Annotated in this window: 13 protein-coding genes; 4 read left to right on the top strand and 9 right to left on the bottom strand. The window is 44.7% G+C overall.

Annotation, left to right across the window (positions count from 1 at the left end):
* Positions 1 to 129: 129 nt before the first annotated feature.
* Positions 130 to 930 (bottom strand): hypothetical protein, encoded by an 801-nt coding sequence (locus tag C7475_RS06800; protein ID WP_110052548.1) that lies wholly within the window; start codon positions 928 to 930, stop codon positions 130 to 132.
* A 328-nt stretch (positions 931 to 1,258) separates the two neighbouring features.
* Entirely contained in the window at positions 1,259 to 2,566 is a 1,308-nt protein-coding gene (locus tag C7475_RS06795) for a GLUG motif-containing protein (protein ID WP_158286440.1), read from the bottom strand.
* Between the two features lie 444 nt (positions 2,567 to 3,010).
* Between C7475_RS06795 and C7475_RS06790 the strand changes: the two genes are divergently transcribed.
* Both C7475_RS06790 and C7475_RS06785 read left to right on the top strand, forming a co-directional pair.
* Positions 3,011 to 6,025 carry a TonB-dependent receptor gene (locus C7475_RS06790; protein ID WP_110052546.1) on the top strand — a complete coding sequence of 1,005 codons (3,015 nt, stop codon included), beginning with the start codon at positions 3,011 to 3,013 and terminating at the stop codon, positions 6,023 to 6,025.
* A gap of 8 nt (positions 6,026 to 6,033) precedes the next feature.
* Positions 6,034 to 7,800: a RagB/SusD family nutrient uptake outer membrane protein gene (locus C7475_RS06785; protein WP_110052545.1), complete on the top strand. Its 1,767-nt coding sequence runs from the start codon at positions 6,034 to 6,036 to the stop codon at positions 7,798 to 7,800.
* 68 nt (positions 7,801 to 7,868) lie between these two features.
* On the opposite strand, the gene C7475_RS06780 is transcribed toward C7475_RS06785, so the two are convergent.
* Complete coding sequence (locus C7475_RS06780; protein WP_110052544.1) at positions 7,869 to 8,345, bottom strand: hypothetical protein; 477 nt, start codon at positions 8,343 to 8,345, stop codon at positions 7,869 to 7,871.
* A gap of 31 nt (positions 8,346 to 8,376) precedes the next feature.
* The gene (locus C7475_RS06775) at positions 8,377 to 8,919 is read right to left on the bottom strand and encodes a glycosyl hydrolase family 28-related protein (RefSeq protein WP_110052543.1); all 543 of its coding nucleotides are present in this window, start codon (positions 8,917 to 8,919) and stop codon (positions 8,377 to 8,379) included.
* Between the two features lie 326 nt (positions 8,920 to 9,245).
* Here C7475_RS06775 and C7475_RS06770 point away from each other — a divergent pair, with 326 nt between their 5' ends.
* Positions 9,246 to 10,337: an endo-1,4-beta-xylanase gene (locus C7475_RS06770; protein WP_110052542.1), complete on the top strand. Its 1,092-nt coding sequence runs from the start codon at positions 9,246 to 9,248 to the stop codon at positions 10,335 to 10,337.
* A 36-nt stretch (positions 10,338 to 10,373) separates the two neighbouring features.
* On the opposite strand, the gene bla is transcribed toward C7475_RS06770, so the two are convergent.
* Positions 10,374 to 11,252, bottom strand: coding sequence for a subclass B3 metallo-beta-lactamase (bla, locus tag C7475_RS06765; protein WP_110052541.1), 879 nt, complete (start codon positions 11,250 to 11,252; stop codon positions 10,374 to 10,376).
* Positions 11,253 to 11,451: 199 nt separating this feature from the next.
* Here bla and C7475_RS06760 point away from each other — a divergent pair, with 199 nt between their 5' ends.
* A complete protein-coding gene (locus C7475_RS06760) occupies positions 11,452 to 13,845 on the top strand; it encodes an ABC transporter permease (protein ID WP_110052540.1) in 2,394 nt (797 codons plus the stop codon).
* On the opposite strand, the gene C7475_RS06755 is transcribed toward C7475_RS06760, so the two are convergent.
* From C7475_RS06755 to C7475_RS06740, 4 genes are all read right to left on the bottom strand, one after another.
* A complete protein-coding gene (locus C7475_RS06755) occupies positions 13,846 to 14,907 on the bottom strand; it encodes a DUF5700 domain-containing putative Zn-dependent protease (RefSeq protein ID WP_146217497.1) in 1,062 nt (353 codons plus the stop codon).
* 112 nt (positions 14,908 to 15,019) lie between these two features.
* Positions 15,020 to 15,856: an acyl-CoA thioester hydrolase/BAAT C-terminal domain-containing protein gene (locus tag C7475_RS06750; protein WP_110052536.1), complete on the bottom strand. Its 837-nt coding sequence runs from the start codon at positions 15,854 to 15,856 to the stop codon at positions 15,020 to 15,022.
* A gap of 66 nt (positions 15,857 to 15,922) precedes the next feature.
* Positions 15,923 to 16,498 (bottom strand): Crp/Fnr family transcriptional regulator, encoded by a 576-nt coding sequence (locus C7475_RS06745; RefSeq protein WP_110052533.1) that lies wholly within the window; start codon positions 16,496 to 16,498, stop codon positions 15,923 to 15,925.
* Between the two features lie 141 nt (positions 16,499 to 16,639).
* Positions 16,640 to 18,931 (bottom strand): FG-GAP-like repeat-containing protein, encoded by a 2,292-nt coding sequence (locus C7475_RS06740; RefSeq protein WP_233259776.1) that lies wholly within the window; start codon positions 18,929 to 18,931, stop codon positions 16,640 to 16,642.
* Between the last annotated feature and the right edge of the window lie 143 nt (positions 18,932 to 19,074).

Raw genomic sequence — 19,074 nt, 5'->3', positions numbered from 1 at the left:
TGTATTCGCAGGCGTCACACAAAGTCACGCTTACATTTAAACAAAATAGCCGGTCTGGTATAGACCGGCTGTTTCGAGAGAAGTTGAAGGGAATCCCCTGATAAAGGACTAAACTGGGAAATTCACAGCTTACGGGAGGTAGGTGATTCTTGCACTGTCCTCTAAATAATAATCCGTTGTATCCCCGTGCTCTATGAACTCACTCGCAGATAACATTTTTACGGGATAATGGAGCGTGTCATATGTATAAGTAAACATTATTGAATGTATCAGCCCGCGGTCACGATCACCTGCAAGATCGTAGTCTATCCTGGTGACATTATTTTTGGATAAATAATGGAAGTCATTAATGTTTGTCAGGCTTAAAGCGGCTGAATGAACATACATATTGGGGCTATTATCATAAGCATAGGTCAGGATATCATAGCTGTCGAACTGCACCAGGTTCCGTACCATCTTCACCAGATTGTCGTCTTTCCAGGTCAGTTCCATATGGTGCTTTATAGAGCGGGGAATCTGGATATAGTAATAATCAGATACATGTCCTTGAGCATTATATACAATCGAATCATAACCCAAGCCATTCTGAGGAATAATCGTTCCTATCTGGTTAGCTGCATTATACAAGATGGAATACTCCGGAGTGCCGTTGGCGCTATTGATGTTATGTGTAAAGTTGACGCCAGTTACCATTCCTCCTGTATACTGAAGGAAATAGATGTAAGAATTAGCGGAATCTGTCTTGCCATCTGAAAACTGAGCGCTGCGCCTTAACGTATGATCTGCATTATAGTCGTATACAGTACTATCATTTGTAGTGACAACGCTGCTTATATAACGGGCATTGGATATTTCTTCTTCGGGCTTATCTTCCTTTTTACAGGAAATTACCAATGTTAGTGCGAACAATGCAATGTAAGGGATCTTCATATTTGATTGCTTGTTTTGAAAAGCCGTGCAAGATATGGCAAATAAATATATCTGGCTAGTGTTCTTCCGAACTCGTTGCTAACTTTTGATTTGAAAAGTGTATAGCCGTAGTTTAAACTCTAATTAATATACTGTTGAAGACGTGTCCTACAATATACAGCAGTCCCTTTCAGAATTATTCAGAATAAAAAAGGGCTGTCTCATAAATAACTTTTACCCAAATTTGTTCGGGTACCTGATGGAAAGGATTTCCGTATAAGAAATTCTCAGAGCCATCGAGTTACTTATGATACAACCCCCTTCATTGTCTGCTATATGAAATAATCTTTTACTCCCACCATAACTTCATTGGAGAGTTCAGATCAGTATCACTCTTATAAGGCTTGTTATTAGCTGGCTGTGGAACGCCAACCGGCCAGTTATTAATTACCATTGCCGCAAGGCTGGTATTAATAGTGCCCAGATCCGCTATGGTAAGTCCGGGACGTTCGGTACCCATATTGGCGAAACAATTGGCCACGACTACCTGGGTAGCCACAGGTGCAATTGCCTGGAATGGCATGGTGTGGGCAGTGGGCACTACATAGCAGTTGGAGATATTTACATTACCCGCGCGTACAGCAATGATCCCTCCAACATTAGTGCCGCCAAATGCGCTATAGGCATAACACATATTGATCACTGATCCATTACCCAATAATCCGGCAATACCACCGGCAACAGGACCGGATACATCTCCTCTGTAAGAACAGCCAATGATCTTCGCTTTTTCAGCAAAGCCGGTTATGCCGCCAGCATAAGCATTTGCAGCATTCAGGGCTACCTGGACCTTACCTTTCACAGAGCAGTTAATGACGGTGCTGTTTTCATACAGCCGTCCTATCAGACCACCAAAATTTCCTGGTCCGGTTGAAGTAACGCCTGCTTCAGATAATTCAACTCTCAGGTTTTTCAGCACACTGCCTTCATAGCTTGCTATGAATAAACCTACATCCGACGTTGTGCCGGGAGGCGTACCAGCAGATCTGATGGTCAGATTGGTGATCTTGTGTCCCTGTCCGTCGTAACTGCCATACAGGTAACCTGACATCGGAGAGCTTGTAAATACGGTATCAGGAAATGCGAAGTCCTGTGTCTGAATATAATGGGCAGCCGTATCGCCATGAATATAGAAGCCAATGCGCATAAAGTCCAGATAGCTTGAGATCTCGTACTCAGCCTTCTGGGCTTTGGCTGTGATCACTGTATCGGGATTGGCCAGTGTGACCGTTACCGTGATCTCACCATCTTTATAATTGTTCAGGGCAGGAACAAAGAGTGCCGCATTGCCATTGGCGTCGAGTGTGCCGGTACCTTTTGCAATGGTATCAATTGTTCGTTTCAACCCATTACTGCCGGTTAGCTGATAATTAAATGGTTTATTGGGTTTTCCTTTCCTAACTACGAAAGTTGGCGTTTTTTGCTCAAAGCTTTCATACAGTGCTGAAAGGCTGATCTTACCGCCGGAAAAGATTACTTGGATACTGTCTTGTGTTCCCGGCGGCGTTGGTGGTGGATTGCCAGTATCATCATCGTTTTTACGGCAGGACGCAAATATTGCCATCGCTGCTAAAGTGTACAGGTACAGGTTCTTCATTGAATAACGGGTTTTTATTTGATAGGTCCCCGGGGCAAAAGTATATAAATTAAATATAATATACTTATCAAGATAATTGACCGGTAGTATAACAGATGGGGTAACAAAAGGAAAAACTATCCCCGTTAACTTATCTGTTAAAACAAACATAACCTTGAATTAACAACAAATTCCAAAAAGGGGGCTATCATTGCACCCAATTTCAAAGAATGCCAGCCTATGGGGGACTTTTACGTACAACCAAGCCAGTTTCGTGCTGTCTATGTTATTTTTGAGGAATTTGTAATAAAACCCATATATTACATTAGTAGCATACAGACAGTATCCCGACGAAACCACGTTACGTGAGCCATAAGACAGGACAATACAACCATCGAGAGTGGATGGCCGGCAGGTCATAATTCTGTACTTCTTTTTACATCAAGCATAATAGTAAGATTGCCAATGAACAAGCAGTTTCTTTTAATTGTAGCAGTATGGCTGTCCGCCATGAGCCCTTCTATGGCCAGTACGGCGAGCCATCTTAACTATGACCGGTTAATCCGTCAGGAACCTATCAAAGGTGTGGTGATCGGAGCAGACGGCAGCCCTATACCCGGCGCCTCTGTAAAATCGCTTTCTACCAAACGGGTGACGGTAACGAACGAGCGGGGTGAATTCACCCTGGAGGCAGCCGCCGGCGAGAAGTTAGTCATTTCTTCCATCGGTTTCACGCAACAGGAAGTAACTGCTTCCAGCTCATTAATGCGCATAACGTTGCAGGGAAGCAACAGTCAGCTGGGTGAAGTTGTCGTAGTAGGTTACGGTAGCCAGACCAAAGCCGACGTAACAGGTGCGCTGACGCAACTGAAAGCTGACAATATTAAGCAGGGCGCAACTATCTCCGTAGATAACCTGCTGCAGGGTAGGGTATCCGGTGTACGTATCGCGCAATCCAGCGGTGAGCCAGGTGCAGGCGTGGATGTATTCATCCGTGGTGTCGGCTCTATCCGTAGCGGTAGTACCCCGCTCTTCGTAGTGGATGGTATTCCGTTAAGTAATGATAACGTGAGTGCCGGTGCTCCTAACCTCGGTCAGGGTAGTTCTGAGGCTAAAAACCCGCTGAACTTCCTGAACACCAGTGATATTGAAACTGTTACCGTACTGAAAGATGCCTCTGCTGCCGCTATTTATGGTGCGAGAGGTTCCAACGGCGTTATCCTGATCACAACTAAACGTGGTAGCAAAGGAAGTCCTACACTGACATACGATACCTATATCGGTACTTCTTCTGTCATCAAGAAACTGGACGTACTTTCTGCTGATGAATACCGTAAGGCGATAAAAGATCCGATCTTCGATCGTGGCGCAAGCACCGACTGGCAGGATGTGATCTTCCGCAATGCAACAGTTCAGAACCATAACCTGTCTTTTGCCAAAACTTCCAATACCGGTAGCTTTCTGGCATCTGTGTCACACATGGACCAGGACGGTATCGTTGAGAACAGCAGTTTCAAAAGAACAACTGCCAGGCTGAATGCGGAAGAGTCATTCCTCGACGATAAACGCCTGACCGTTAAAATGAACCTGACTGCCAGCAATATCGACGAAACCGGTATTCCCAATGGTAACACCGCCGGCGCGAATGGCCAGGTTATTATACATGCGTTGATGGCGAATCCGACACGTTCTGTATTCGATTCAACCGGTGACTATCTCGACTTCGGGATACCTGCACACTATAACCCGGCATATCTGTTGCACATCTATAACGATAAAACAGGTACCTTCCGCGTACTGGGTAACGTAGAAGCCTCACTGAGACTGCTGCCAGGTTTGAACTACCGTGTAAACTACGGTATTGACAAATCTACCTCCGAACGTAATACAACCATATATCCGAATAAAACAGACAACTCAGCGACTGGTGCTTATGTACAGAATAACCTGTCTTCACTTACCACTTTGCTGGAGCATTATCTGACATACAATAAGTCCTTCAACAAGCATCAGGTTGAATTATTAGGTGGTTTCTCCTATCAGAAATTCCAATTTGCAGGAACTTCTTTTGGTACACAGGACCTTGCACAACAAGGTTCCGGTGTAGATCCTGAATACAATCCAGGCTATTCCGGAAAGCCGGTAGCGCCAAGTGGTTTTGCGCAGGAAAACGAGCTGCAATCCTACTTCGGACGTGTGAACTATAACTACGATAACAAGTACCTCGTTACAGCCTCTTTACGTGCTGACGGTTCAACTCGTTTCGGTGAAAACAATAAATACGGATATTTCCCGTCATTCGCATTGGGCTGGAACATGTCCAATGAAAGCTTCATGAAAGATATCTCCGTTGTTCACGATCTGAAAGTTCGTGCCAGCTGGGGGCAGACCGGTAACCAGGAAGTGCCGAACAAAATTACACAGGCCAGCTACACCCTGGCGCAAGGTTCCGGTTATTACCTGTACGATGACCTGACGCTGATAAACGGTGTTACTGTAAACCGTACCGCTAACCCGGAACTGAAATGGGAGCTGGTAGAGCAGTATAACATCGGTGTGGACTTTGAGCTTTGGAAAGGAAAGTTGTATGGTTCATTGGAATATTATAACAAGACCACTAAAAACCCCATCCTGAACCTTCCTTCAGGTCCGCTCAGCCCTACCACCACCATATGGAAGAACGTAGATGCGCAGCTCGTGAACAAAGGTTTTGAGTTCATGCTGGGTACACAGCTGGTTCGCACGAAGGATTTCAGCTGGTCGCTCGATGTGAACGGATCAACACTGTCAAACACTATTAAAGACCTTCCGGTGTCTGAGCTTTTCTCAGGAAGCATCTCCGGTCCTGGTCTTTCCGGTGTGAATGCTAACATCTATAAGAACGGCTACGAAGCCGGTTCCTTCTATATGTATAAACACCTGGGTTATGACAAGGATGGTAAAGATATTTTTGAAGACAAAACCGACGACGGTTCAATCAATCCGGACGACAGGCAGATCTTCGAAGGTGCTATCCCTAACTTCAACTTTGGTCTGAACAGCCAGCTGCGTTACAGGAAATTCGACCTCGCGTTCTCCTTCATCGGACAAACGGGCGGTTACCTGGTTAATAATACAGCGCTGGACCTGAATATCAACAGCCTGAAATCTGACCGTAATGTACTGGCGAAATATTATAAAGATGGTTCCAGCCCTGACAACCAGGTGGTGCTGTCATCTTTATACCTGGAGAAGTCAGACTTCATCCGTTTAAACAACCTGCGTCTGGGATATACCTTCGGGTTTGGCCAGCAGGCATGGGTAAGATCATTTAACATTTATGTAAGCGCTCAGAACCTGATGACCATCACTGGCTATTCCGGTTTTGATCCGCTGGTGAATACTGCTAAAGCGGTGGGTGGAAACCAGTCCCTGGGGGTTGACTATACCACTTATCCGGCTGCAAAAACATTCCTGTTAGGTGCTACAATTAAATTCTAGTGAAGACCATGAGAAAGAAATCATTACAACTACATAAATTAGCTTGCGTCGCGCTCACGGTAGCGATGGTAAGCTGTACAGACCTGAAAGAACAGGTGATCGACGAGGTGCTGGGTTCTAACAACGCCAGCCCTGAAAATGCCCTGGCTGCGGCATATGGCCAAATGGGCGACGCTACTTTTGTTGATCATGGTAACGTGTTCGCATTACAGGAATATTCGACAGATGAAGCATTCCTCCCGACCCGTGGTAGTGACTGGGGAGATGGTGGTGTTTGGCGTGCGCTCCATGAGTTTACCTGGGGACCGGACAACGGCAGGGTGAACGAGGCCTGGAATGCACTGAACGCAGGTATTATTAAGTCGCTGACTGCTATCAGTACTGTTAACAATAAGCCTGATTTTACCAACAAGAAACTCTTCCTTGCCGAGGCAAGAGCTATGCTGGCTTTTTATACCTATCATACGCTGGACCTCTTCGGACAGGCGCCATATAAGGACCCTTATAATCCAAATGCAGAGCTGGAAGTAAAGAAAGCGGATGTTGCTATCGATGAGCTGATCAAAGAAGTGGAAACGATCCTGCCTGATCTGGCTGATCTGAAAGAGCAAAATACCCACAACGGACGTTTCACCAAGCAGGCTGCTTATGCGATGCTGGCCGATATGTACCTGAACCGTGCGGTATTGAAAAACCGTTATGCTGCTACCTTCAACTTCCTGGAGACAGCGGTAGACAATCAGGGTACCGATATGGACAAGGTGATCTCCTATACATCCAAGATCATTGACGATTCGAGGTTCCACCTGGAAAGCAACTACTTCGAGAACTTTAGTATAAAAAATAACGGTAGACCGGAACTGATCTTCGTGGTAAGCCAGGATGTCAACATCGGACGTAACAGCGATAACGACTTCGCTTATATGTCAATGGAAAGAAGCCAGACGCCTTCTCCGGCAACGAGGGGAACTAACGCTTCCTGTATAACACCAGAGTATTATCATACCTGGGATGGTAATCATGATGACCCGCGTTATTCCAGAAAATATCAGTATGAAGATGGTACCTGGTTCATGAATGACGGTAGCGATGTCAGCGTACCTGCAACCAGTTTTGTGCCAAACATTAGTCCGGCGTTGCTGTGGTTCCACTTTAACCGCGGTTTCCAGGAAGGCCAACAATACGGACCTAAGAAAATCGGTACAACTGATTTCGAAAGAACGCCGGACGGCCGTATCAAAGTATTCAAACTGTTCTGCGACAAGTATGCTGCACAGCCAGTAGATTACACACCGGAAATTCATTTCGACAACCCGGCACAGGCTATTTTTACACAGGCACAGATCAATCAGGGCGTACGCGTGTTCAAGTATGAATATGATCCCGGAAGAGGAAATAGTTTCAGCAGCGTAGATATTCCGCTTTACCGTTTAGGGGGTATTTATTGTATGCGTGCAGAAGCTTACTTCCGCAAAGGTCAGACCGATCTGGCACTGGGAGACATGAATAAACTGCGTACCAGCAGGACCCGTGAGAAGCTTTACAATGAAGTGCCAGGTAAGGCGCTGACTGCCATTAACGAGCAGGTACTTTATAATGAAATAGGTTTCGAGATGTATTGGGAGATGTACAGGAGGAAACAAATGATCCGCTTTGGAAAATTTGAGGCTGCATGTACAGCTAAACCTGTATCCCAGCCTTTCCGCAGGGTATTCCCGATCCCGCAGTCTGCAATGGATGCATCAGATGCGTTCACGCAGAATGATAAATACTGATAATACTGAATGTTATAAAAGTAAAGGTCCGCCTCGGCGGACCTTTACTTTTATAACAAGATATTTTTTTACCATCGGCCGCGGGCCATTCTGGTCAGGATCTTTTTGGCTCTTGAAATGAACGCCGGCGTTTCGTTCTCTATATTACTCTCAATGATCAGTTTGAGCTCTCCTTTAATATCCGGATAGATCTTTGAAAGATTTTCCAGGACGGTCAGCGAGAACGCTTTCACTGCTGCTTTCTCTGTCGGATCGCTGATATAGTTAAAGCAGTGGTTCATCACCATGCCATGATACTTTTCCGGTATAGGCACCGATTGTAAAGCACGAATGGTATTTCTTTTCACTGCTGATATCAGATCTGGCTTTTCCAGGTTGTCCAGCAATACCGGCAGATGTTTTTCAGCCAGTTCAGGATGTGTCTCCAATACATAACTTAAGGGCCATGCAGCCATTTGTACAACGCGGTATTCATCGTGAATGAATATATGGACCAGCTGGGCAAACCTTTTTTCTGAACTGCCGATCCATGCTACGATGCGCATACAGTTTGCTTTGCTATGTTCTTTTAGGAGTTCATCTCGTAGTTTCATATGTTATCGAATCGGAACCAAAGTTAACCGTAAAAAAGTCATCTTCAGCAATATCGGGATTGATATCTTCGTAGAACGTCAATCCTTCGATCTTTACATTGGTATCTGATCCTGTAATTTTAAGGAACTCAAAGAAGCCGTTAGCGGTTTTCTCCCTGGTAATGGTGCCGCTTCCAAACAGTCTTTTATTGCCCGAAATGGTGATGGTACGGGATACCTGGTAGGTGCCATAAGGAAAGTATATCTCGTCCGATACATTAACGGCCTTTTGGATCGCATCTGTCCACGTATTTCTGGTGGTTTTGAACCATAAGATGTTTACGCCGCCTGAATAGATGCGGACGAATTTTGCGCCGTGATCGCCGATAAGTATATTATCTGTAGTATTCTCGCCGGGGGGATTGCCGGTCAGCGACGTACATTTCCACTCGCTTTCCCGGCCGTTGTCTGTTACATAATAAGTGTTGTTTAAAGATGGAGGGTTGAGCTTTTTGAGAGCGCTAATGGTTAAATCAATAATTGCCATGATGCAAATACACTGTTAAAAAATCAATGAATGATACAAAAATAGGGCATCACCACGCAGTGGTTCTGCGTAATAAACAAGATGGGTTTGACTGGTAGTAAATACTGCTAAAATAATCACCGGAAAATTTGACAATTAAGAAATTATGTGCCATTTTTATTATGGATTGACCCGCCATGTATCTAGTCCACGTTGTTTGATTGTCCTGAAAGTTCGCCTGTATAATCGCAACCACAAAGACGAAGCTATTAATATTTTAACTGCACCGACATTGTCCTTTTCCGGGCGGTGCTGGTCGGCTGCATAATGCTTTAAAACTTAAACAAATGAATTTCCAAAAGATAACGAAGCTACTGTTACCAGCTGTTACAGGCGTTTTTTTTGCCGGGTCCTGTATAGGTCAGGATCAACCGGGGAAAGGCTTAAAGGATTACTACCGTTCTCTGTTTCCCATCGGCGTAGCTGTTTCCCCCCGTGCACTACAGGGAAATGAAGGACAATTTATAGTTACGCAATTCAATAGCCTGACGCCGGAGAACGATATGAAAATGGGCGTAATTCACCCTAAAGAGGATGAATATGACTTCAGGAAGGCGGATGCTATTGTCGATTTCGCGGTGCGGAACAGGATGAAGATGAGAGGTCATACGCTTTGCTGGCATAACCAGGTGGCGGGTTGGATGTTTACAGATAAGAAGGGCGATACGGTATCCAAAGAAATACTGTTACAGCGGCTGAAAGAGCATATTACCACAGTTGTTACAAGGTACAAGGGAAAGATATATGCCTGGGATGTGGTCAATGAGGCGATCAGCGACAAGAAGGATGAGTTTTACCGTAACTCGGCATGGTTGCGTATATGCGGCCCCGGGTTTATAGAAAAGGCTTTTCAATGGGCGCATGCCGCAGACCCGGAGGCAGTGCTTTTTTACAACGATTATAATGAGATAAATCCTGTCAAAAGAGGAAAGATCATCCGGATGATAAAAGAACTGAGAGGTAAAGGAGTGCCGGTACAAGCGGTTGGGTTACAGGGGCACTGGGCTATCAACGAGCCTACGACGGAACAGCTGGAAAATACCTTCGCCGATTTTGCTGCATTGAAACTTCCATTACAGATCACAGAGCTGGATATTTCTGTTTATCCAAAAGAACATGAGGCCAGGACGCGGAGCGCTGGTGATAATGACACCAGTTTTACCAGCGAACGGGAAAATGCCCAGGCAGCTCAATACAGGGCCGTCTTTGAAATATTTCGTAAGTATAAAGCATCACTGACTGGCGTGACTTTCTGGAATGTATCAGACAGGCATAGCTGGCTGGACGATTTCCCCGTGCGGGGCAGGAAGGATTATCCGCTGCTGTTTGACAGGGATTTTCAGCCTAAAAAGGCCTTTAAGGAAGTTGTGAGTTTTTAAGGACGGGGCACAATCGTAATTGTGCCCCTCATGTAATTACTTTCCTGAAGCTATTTTCTTGTCGAATTCCTTTTGCAGATAATCCAGTTGTTCGTCGTATTCCTTTCTGTTCATGAAAACAGCCGGATTGTAGGCATCGCCTGGTTTGTGCTTTTTATGAAGGTCAAACTGACTGGCATGTGAAGCCACCCACAGGTCGAACTGAAGACTTTTCATTGACTTCAGCGTGTAGGCATAATCGCTTGTGATCTGCGGATACGCCGGTATAGCTGAAAAGCTTTTTTCTGTAACGATGGTCGGCATATTGGCGATCAGGACCTTGTACGAACGCTGATCATCCTTTACATAAAAGATAAAACTGCAGGAGCCTTTTGTATGACCAGGATGATGCAGCATCGTGAGCTGCATATCTCCCAGTTTTATCACATCCTTATCATGTAGGATACGGTCAATTTTTACCGGCTGGTAAAGCATTGTGTCATTCCCCATTGCATAGTCTGATTTTCCCCCATCAGTTAATACGACAGAATCGCCCGCATCCACCATCATTTTAGCGCCGGTCATCTTCTTGACAGCTGCCATTGCACCCATGTGGTCAAAGTGGGCCTGGGTGGTGAGAAGGATCTTAGTATCCGCCAATTTGAATCCAAGTGCTTCTATATTAGCCTTGATCATAGGTGCTGAAGCCGCCAGACCGGTATTGATAAGAATATTGCCCTTGCTGGTCGTAATAAGATAACTGGCAAGGTCATATGTTCCTACGTAATAGAGGTTACCGGCGATCCTGAAAGGCTGGTACGCTGCGGACCATTCGGGTTTGTTCAAGTTGGGCTCGTGTACGTGTTGCGCATGGGCCAGCACCGTGGATGCCGACAAAACAGCGGCGAGGAAGGTGTTTTTCAATAAGCTGTTCATTATTTGATATAAGTTGAAGTGCAAAGGTATTTCATCAGTTAATATCATTGAGATATTTTCCGGGCGTCGTTATCAAGTGAAGACGTTGAACGCCGGACTAATTGAATGCTTGCCTGTTATTGGTTAATTAAACCGAATAAATAAATGGAGCCGGATGTTCTGAGGGATTTCGTTATATTAACAGTATCAACCTTATATCATGATAAGCAACTACCTCAAGTTGGCCTGGAGGAATTTCCGCAAGAATCCCCTGTTTTCGTTTATTAATGTAGCCGGACTGGCCATAGGGCTAACCTGTGTGCTGCTTGTCGTGCTCTTTGTGAAAAATGAGCTGAGCTTTGATCGCTTCCATGAAAAGGGGGCGCAATTATATAGTATTACTACCACGATCAAGGATAACCGGGGAGAAAGGCAAACCATAAACGCCTCCGGACAGGTACAAGGGCCTGCTTTTAAAGCCGCTATCCCTGAAATAGTAGATTATGTACGTTTCTGGAATGTAGGGGGCTTTAATATCATCGGTGATGAAAAGGCGCTTAATGTACAAGGGCTATTTGCCGATAGCGGTTTTTTCAACCTCTTCTCTTTTCCGCTACTGCATGGTAATGCGTCATCAGCATTAGCCGACCCACATTCCATAGTTTTATCAGAGCAAACTGCGATGAAATACTTCGGGAAAACAGACGTAGTAGGAAGAACATTGAAAATAGAAGAACAAGGTATTCAAACGCTTACCGTAACAGCAGTGGCAAAAGCGATACCGGCGAATTCTTCCATTCGCTTTGATGTGGTGCTGCCGTTCCGGTTTGTCGAAACATTCTTTAAAGATGGTAGCTGGCTCAATCAATATCTGAGCACATTTGTATTGCTGCATCCGTTATCGGACGCGAAAAAGGTAGAGCAAAAGTTTGCCACTGTTTTTCAGGCAGGCGCAAGGGAACAGATCCGCGATGCAAAGGGTAAGGATGATATTCCAACACAGCTGTCGTTCGGCCTGCAGCCATTAGCCGATGTACATCTCCATAGCGGAAGCGTACAAAGTGAAACAGGCATATTCGATGGCAGCCTGAATACCACACTATATATTTTGTCAGGTATAGCAGCATTTATATTGCTTATGGCCTGCATTAACTTTGTGAACCTCAGCATTGCACATTCCTTACAAAGAGCGAAAGAGATCGGCGTCAGAAAAGTGAATGGCAGTAACAGGTGGCAGATCATTGCACAGTTCCTGGTTGAGGCGACTGTGTTGTGTGCAGCCGCCTTCCTGCTGGCAGCTCTTCTTAGCTGGTTGTTATTGCCTGTATTTAATTCTTTGACCGGCAGGCACATAGAATTGGATATCATAAAAGATGCGATGATATGGGCTACGGGAATAGCGGTTATCGCCTTAAGCATAATACTGACAGGATTGTACCCTGCATTTGTACTTTCCCGTTTTAATTCCGTAGCCGTTTTGTATGGCAAACAGCAAACAGGTACAGGAAAGGGCTGGCTGGGTAAAAGCCTGGTGGTTTTCCAGTTTACGCTGGCTATTGGTTTTGTAACCGCTTCGCTGGTGTATTATCTCCAGATGAATTTTATCATGAATAAAGAACTGGGTTATAACCCTTCTGATATGATCAGTATCAAGCTGCCTCCGCAGCGGAATCCTGATCAGTTAGTACGGCTTTTCCGCTCCGAACTGGCAACATCAACTGCTGTTGCACAGGTGTCCGGTTTTAATTCCTGGGGTGATAATAACATGATGAAAGTGGGCGATAAGACGATACCCAGTCTGAAATTCAGGGTAGACGAGTTTTATATTCCCGGACTGGAAATTCCTTTGAAACAGGGAAGGAATTTCTCGGCCGACTTCGGATCAGATTCGCTGTCTGTTATTGTAAACGAGGCATTCGTACAACAAGCCGGATGGACGGACCCTATCGGGCAGCGGGTACAACTGATGGGCGAATGGGAAGGAGATCTGCATATGACGGTGACAGGAGTAGTGAAAGATTACCATTATAATTCGTTGAAGCAAGAGATCGGACCACAGGTGTTAGTGATGAGGCATTATGAAAAGATCCTCGTAAAGGCCCAACAAGGCAAATTGCCAGAGGCATTAGTGGCAATTGAAAGGATCTACAAAGATCATTTGCCTGACAGTCCTTTCCAGTTCAGCTTTATGGATGATGATATAACCAGGCAGTATGGCGAAGAAAAGCGCTGGCAACAGATTGTCGGCTACGTTACAGTATTGTCTGTCTTTATTTGCTGCCTGGGGCTATTTGGGCTGTCTTATTTAGCGGCCCGCCAGCGTACGCGTGAAATAGGCATACGTAAAGTATTAGGTGCAGGTGTTGCTGGTATAGCAGGTTTGTTATCAAAAGAGTTTCTGAAACTGGTGGTTATTGCATTACTGATAGCATCGCCGCTTAGCTTTTTCCTGATGAACAGATGGCTCGATAATTTTGCATACCGTATTGATATAAGCTGGTGGATCTTCCTGCTGGCGGGTGCTATAGCAATATTCATAGCCATGGCTACCGTTGGTTTCCACGCTATAAAGGCTGCACTGGCGAACCCTGTGCAATCGTTAAAGAGTGAATAGTTATTTCAGGTAACGATGTTCCAGTGAGCGTAGGAACCTGATTGATTTTTTTGAAAACATGGGCAAACCGGTGGTGTCCTTTTTAGCTGCCTCATTGTATAGGTAAAAGAAAGAAAAAGGATTACTGAGGTTGGCCTGTAATTCATTCTCCAGATTTCGTTGCCTGATGACGTTACTCATAAACAAACCAGGGATATGCCCGGATACGGGCATAAATTGCCGCCAGTAATTATACTGGGTATAAGGTTCAATTTGCTTATCAGATAAATGCTCTAACGTCTCATTTATTTTTAAGATGCATGCCGTGGACTGTGAAGTGTAGATATTAAAGAAAGTATCTTTTAACAGATAGGGCGAGTGCTGTTCAAAGAGCAAAGACGCTTTGTCGATCAGATCAGCAGTTCCTTCTTCGCTGATGGCGTTTATGGAAGTAAAGACTGCGGCGTATTGTTCGGGTATGTACTTGAATCTCTTCAGTTTAATTCTGCAGTACGCAAGCGCATAATGGAAAACTTCATGCCCGAGAAATATGCCGGGTTTGTATGTGTCCATGTCGAAGGATACCAGCAGGTCCATGACAACCCCATTACTGTTTCCATTCGCATCATAGTCGAAGAGTATGAAATAAACAGTGGGCTCCGGAAAACAGTTTTTATAGCTTTGAGGGAGCATTCTCCTGGTGTGCACCAGTGCGATATCCATCAGATCTGTCTTTGCAATATCAGCTATGTATCGCTTCAGCTTGTCCTCTTCTGTTGCAAACCTCACGATCCATCGGAGAGAAATGTCATTGCCCATTTTCTCCCGGATCTTTTCTTCATTGCCGGCTGAATACACCAGGATTACATTATCAACAAACTCCTTCCACCTGGCGTCTGGAATATTTTTTCTTTTATAACCTTCTGATTGTTTCAGTGCCGACCAATCCGCATCAGAGGGTAGTGTACCCTTTCTTAGCATCTCTGTTATATCCCAGAATTTATAGCAGGACTGGACGTTATATGCAGCCATACATACAGTGCTGCAACAAATGAATAAAATGATGCCGGCAAATGTTTTCATCTTAGATCAGGTAAGGATAACATCTGCAGTTTAATGAATTTGACCGATATTTTTTACATTGTCTGATACAGATTTTAATTCCGGGCCGAATCATTTTAGTTAGTCGACGCATTTAGTTCTTCATGTTTGTTTCAAGGAACTCATATACTTTATCAAAATGTTTTAACGGCTCGCCATGGCCTCCTTCAAACTTCAGATGCTCGAAACGATACGGGAAATGCTTATCTCTTAGCCGCCGTACCATCCGGTCGCACATCTCACTCGAAGGACATATTTCGTCTTTTGTTCCTGAAATGAGCAGGATGGACCCTTTAATGTTTTCGACCCTGATCAGCGCAAGTTGTTCAGCAACAGTATCTTTCAGCATGGCTTCGAAAGCGCCTCTTAGCTTGCCATTCATCATATAGGGGACCGCGTCTTCATTTACCGGTACAAAGGGCAACTCTTTATTGTTATATGTCCAGCTGGAAGTGCTCAAATGGGAGGTATTTCCCGGAAAAACAGCATGACTTGCCGAGAGCCCGATAACACAGGAAATGTCCTTATAACAACTGGCAACAAGCAATGCCAGGTCAGCACCCCTGGACCCGCCGATGATGGCAATTTTTCCCAGGTTTACTTTTTTGTTCTTTTTTGCTGTTGAGATAGCATTGTAAACATCCTCAATAGCGATCTTCTCTAATAGCGGTGGAGAGTTTTTTGTTTTGAAATATCCGATAGCCAGAAAGGCATAGCCTTTTTCAATGAAGGAATCCCTGGTGTTTTTCCAGTGCCTGCTTGCCCATGCGTTACCTCCTTCAGATCCTCCCAGCCCCACGACCAGCGGCTGCCGACTGTTCCCTCCGGTATATAGAATAGCATCTATGTTTTTCAGTTTCAAGGTATCCTGCCCGTAAACATTATTGCCAATGAATAAAAGGATGTACAGGATTTTACAGAACGGTTTCATATCTCATTTAATTTATGACAAATTTCCGGAAAGGGGTAGAGGGAAATTTTGTCCTGGATCAAAAACTTACTTCCCGGCCCTTAATCTGCTCAATGTGGATTGTGTAATCCCTAAATAGGAAGCAACCATTCCCAATGGTATTCTGTGGTGAATGTCGTGGTATACCTTTATGAAGTGGTCGTATTTTTCTTTTGCAGAGGTGAACCGCAATGAGGTGATCCTTTCCATCAGATGTCCGAATACACTTCCCATTGATAGACGTGCATACCGTTCCATCTCAGGGTAGTCGTTGAAAAGATACACAAGGTCGTTAACATCGATACAGAATGCCTCAGTGTTCTCCAGGCAATCGATACTATAAATGTCTGTTGTTCTCTCAATAAAACTCTTCGGAGAATTGACCCATTCTGATTCGCAGGAGAAGTATTCACTGATTTCCACGCCGTCTTTGAGATAGTATGTCCTTGTCAGGCCTTTTATAATAAAGTAGCTTTTGGTGCAAACCTTCTCTGCATATTGGATAATGTCGCCCTTGTGGGACGCTTTATAAACAAGCTTGCTTCGCAGGTCCTGTTCTAGTTCCTCACTTACTTTGATATATTGTCTGAAATGACTTAGGATAGTCTCAAATTGGTCCATCATTGCCGGGGCTGTTTCTTTAAATGTACAATTTTAAACGACACCAGCATTTGAAAATGGAATATGGGTAAATGTCGTAGGGGCTTATGCCAACAGAAAAGGCGCGATCGATAGCGCCTTTTCTGTTGAAGTATGTATATAAGTTTATTGCTTGATTATCTTTTCGCGGAATGTGTTAGTACCATTCTGTACGATCATTAAATATAATCCCGGCGTAAGTTCATCAATATTTATCTGCTCACTGCCACCTTTTATTTTTCCAACAGAGATATTTTTAACAGTAGCTCCCTGTGTATTTAATAGCTGTATGGTGGTGTTATGTTTAGTGTCTAATCCATCGAACTGAATGGAAAGGTTATCAACGACAGGGTTTGGAAACGCTTTGACTGTAGCGATAGCCGAAGCAGTTGACGGCAGGAGGCTTTCAGCAGCAAGATTGCCGGCTGTCAGACCTGGATTGACCGAAATGCCATGATAAATAAAGGCGCCTCCCTCGCGGACCTGGGCTGCAGGTACGGCATAATTGGGAGCGCCAACAATGAGATCATCAAAGCCATCATGATTAACATCACCAGCGCACGCAACACCTGTACCGAGGTTCGCATTCACCTGATTACTCTGGATGGTGGCTCCTGGTATTGGATTAAGGCCTATTGCGCGGCCATAGTGAACATAAGCCGTTCCTTCCATACTTTGTCCGTTTGACTCGAGCCAGGAACCAATAACAATATCAGCAAAGCCGTCAGCGTTCAGGTCTCCTGCACCGGCAATGCTTGCGCCATAGCCAACATTGTCCTGGGGACTAGGGAGTGCAGCTTCAGGAATAGCATCAACGCCGTTGCCGCTGCCATGATAAACAAAGACAGTATCTCCGAACGGAAGAAAAAATCTGGGAGCGCTAACCAATACATCATCAAAACCATCATGATTGATATCACCGGCAGAAGCTACTTTATAGCCAAAGTTTTCTGTATGTCCGTTCAGTACAACATTTGGATTCATATCTATCCCGTAAATGCTGCCATAGTAGATCTGGACGTTTCCCTGGAATGGCAGCGGCCCTAAAGCATGAATTGATCCAAGTATAATATCATCATAACCATCGCCATTTACGTCACCAGCACCCGATGCACTTCTGCCGAATGTACCGTTGTGTACAGATCCCTCAAGCATTGTAGGGGCCATTCCATTTAGTCCGAAAGGACTTCCATAATAGATCCAGACGATACCCGGATCGCCATATTGGTTTATGGCATAATATTCACCGGCGATGATGTCATCATAACCGTCACCATTTACATCTCCTGCGGCCGACAAAACTTCACCGAGGAAGGCATTGTCGGTAGAACCATCAATGATCTCGGAAGGTGTTGTCGTCAACCCAACCGGTGTTCCCTTGTAAACATAAAACCGTCCTCTGAAGCCTGACAAAGGCGCCTGATCATATTGAGGAGCACCGATCACAATATCAGGAGATCCATCTCCATTGATATCGCCGGCCGCTACTACAGTATACCCGAATTGGGCGTGTTCAATATTGGATTCCAGTATGGTATAAACGTTTGGATTGATGCCATTTGAACTGCTGTAATAAATGAATGCGGCACCTTCTTCTTCCTGCCCGTTTTTATAACGTGGTACGCCCACAATAACGTCATCGTAGCCATCATTATTCAGATCACCGGCACCAGATACACTCCAGCCAAGCAGTGCTTCCGGACGGTTACTCTGCAAAAAGGAATTGGCATTTTGTGGAGTGGAATTAGCCAGTAAGGGATCGATGGTAACAGGATAGGTCGCATGCTGTACATCGACCTCTATCCGGATACGATCATCTACCAGAGAAAAATAAGCAGGCAGGCAATTCCCTTTTGCATCCCAGACAGCAAGACCGCTGTAAGAAAGCTGTTGTTTTCCGTTTTTAAACAACAAACTGGTGTTGCTATGTTTTTCTGCAATCCATCCTTCGGAAACATCCAGTTGGACACTTATCTTCCTGGTTGCAGATGAAGGCTGTTGTATGATGAAATTCTGCCGTATACCCTGTTCGCTGTTCGAATATTCAACCGTAAACTTTCCGTTGTGGTTGAACCGGATAGTATTATCATTCAAAGATATCAATGGGTCTTTTACCAGACTGCCGATCTGCTTTCCATCAGCGGTGATATTTTGTACGGTGAGTCCGAAAGACCAGTCAGTGTTGCTTCCGGCGGGTACGACACTCATTTGCTGTCCGGTGTAAGTAGCATCTAAATTGTTGTTGCGGTTAGGGCTCTGGTAGGCGGCGGCTGTATTTTGCCAGCGAATGAAGTATTCACTTCGTGTAATAACTTTTTTAATGCTTTCCAGCTTTGCCTTTTCAATAACGGGATCTGTAGTTTTGGCTACCGACAGGTATGAGGGAAATAGGGAAGCAAAGAAAAGTAGTGTTTTCATGTAGCGTTTTTTCATAAACAAAAGGGATTTTGGGTTATAGAATATTTACATAGTATTTGAGGGTATAAGGAAATGTTTACAGTTTATAGGTTGCTATCAAGACAAGATAATGTATTTTATTTATACCTGTTGCACCCTCCACG

The organism is Chitinophaga sp. S165 (genome assembly GCF_003182155.1).
Taxonomy (GTDB): Bacteria; Bacteroidota; Bacteroidia; order Chitinophagales; family Chitinophagaceae; genus Chitinophaga.
The sequence above is the reverse complement of the archived record's forward strand: the minus strand, read 5'-3'. Positions and strand labels throughout refer to the sequence as shown.

Bases quoted from the DNA above. Each gene is read 5' to 3' on its own strand.
- C7475_RS06800 (WP_110052548.1), bottom strand. From the start codon at position 930: ATGAAGATCCCTTACATTGCATTGTTCGCACTAACATTGGTAATTTCC.
- C7475_RS06795 (WP_158286440.1), bottom strand. From the start codon at position 2,566: ATGAAGAACCTGTACCTGTACACTTTAGCAGCGATGGCAATATTTGCG.
- C7475_RS06790 (WP_110052546.1), top strand. From the start codon at position 3,011: ATGAACAAGCAGTTTCTTTTAATTGTAGCAGTATGGCTGTCCGCCATG.
- C7475_RS06785 (WP_110052545.1), top strand. From the start codon at position 6,034: ATGAGAAAGAAATCATTACAACTACATAAATTAGCTTGCGTCGCGCTC.
- C7475_RS06780 (WP_110052544.1), bottom strand. From the start codon at position 8,345: ATGCGCATCGTAGCATGGATCGGCAGTTCAGAAAAAAGGTTTGCCCAG.
- C7475_RS06775 (WP_110052543.1), bottom strand. From the start codon at position 8,919: ATGGCAATTATTGATTTAACCATTAGCGCTCTCAAAAAGCTCAACCCT.
- C7475_RS06770 (WP_110052542.1), top strand. From the start codon at position 9,246: ATGAATTTCCAAAAGATAACGAAGCTACTGTTACCAGCTGTTACAGGC.
- bla (WP_110052541.1), bottom strand. From the start codon at position 11,252: ATGAACAGCTTATTGAAAAACACCTTCCTCGCCGCTGTTTTGTCGGCA.
- C7475_RS06760 (WP_110052540.1), top strand. From the start codon at position 11,452: ATGATAAGCAACTACCTCAAGTTGGCCTGGAGGAATTTCCGCAAGAAT.
- C7475_RS06755 (WP_146217497.1), bottom strand. From the start codon at position 14,907: ATGAAAACATTTGCCGGCATCATTTTATTCATTTGTTGCAGCACTGTA.
- C7475_RS06750 (WP_110052536.1), bottom strand. From the start codon at position 15,856: ATGAAACCGTTCTGTAAAATCCTGTACATCCTTTTATTCATTGGCAAT.
- C7475_RS06745 (WP_110052533.1), bottom strand. From the start codon at position 16,498: ATGATGGACCAATTTGAGACTATCCTAAGTCATTTCAGACAATATATC.
- C7475_RS06740 (WP_233259776.1), bottom strand. From the start codon at position 18,931: ATGAAAACACTACTTTTCTTTGCTTCCCTATTTCCCTCATACCTGTCG.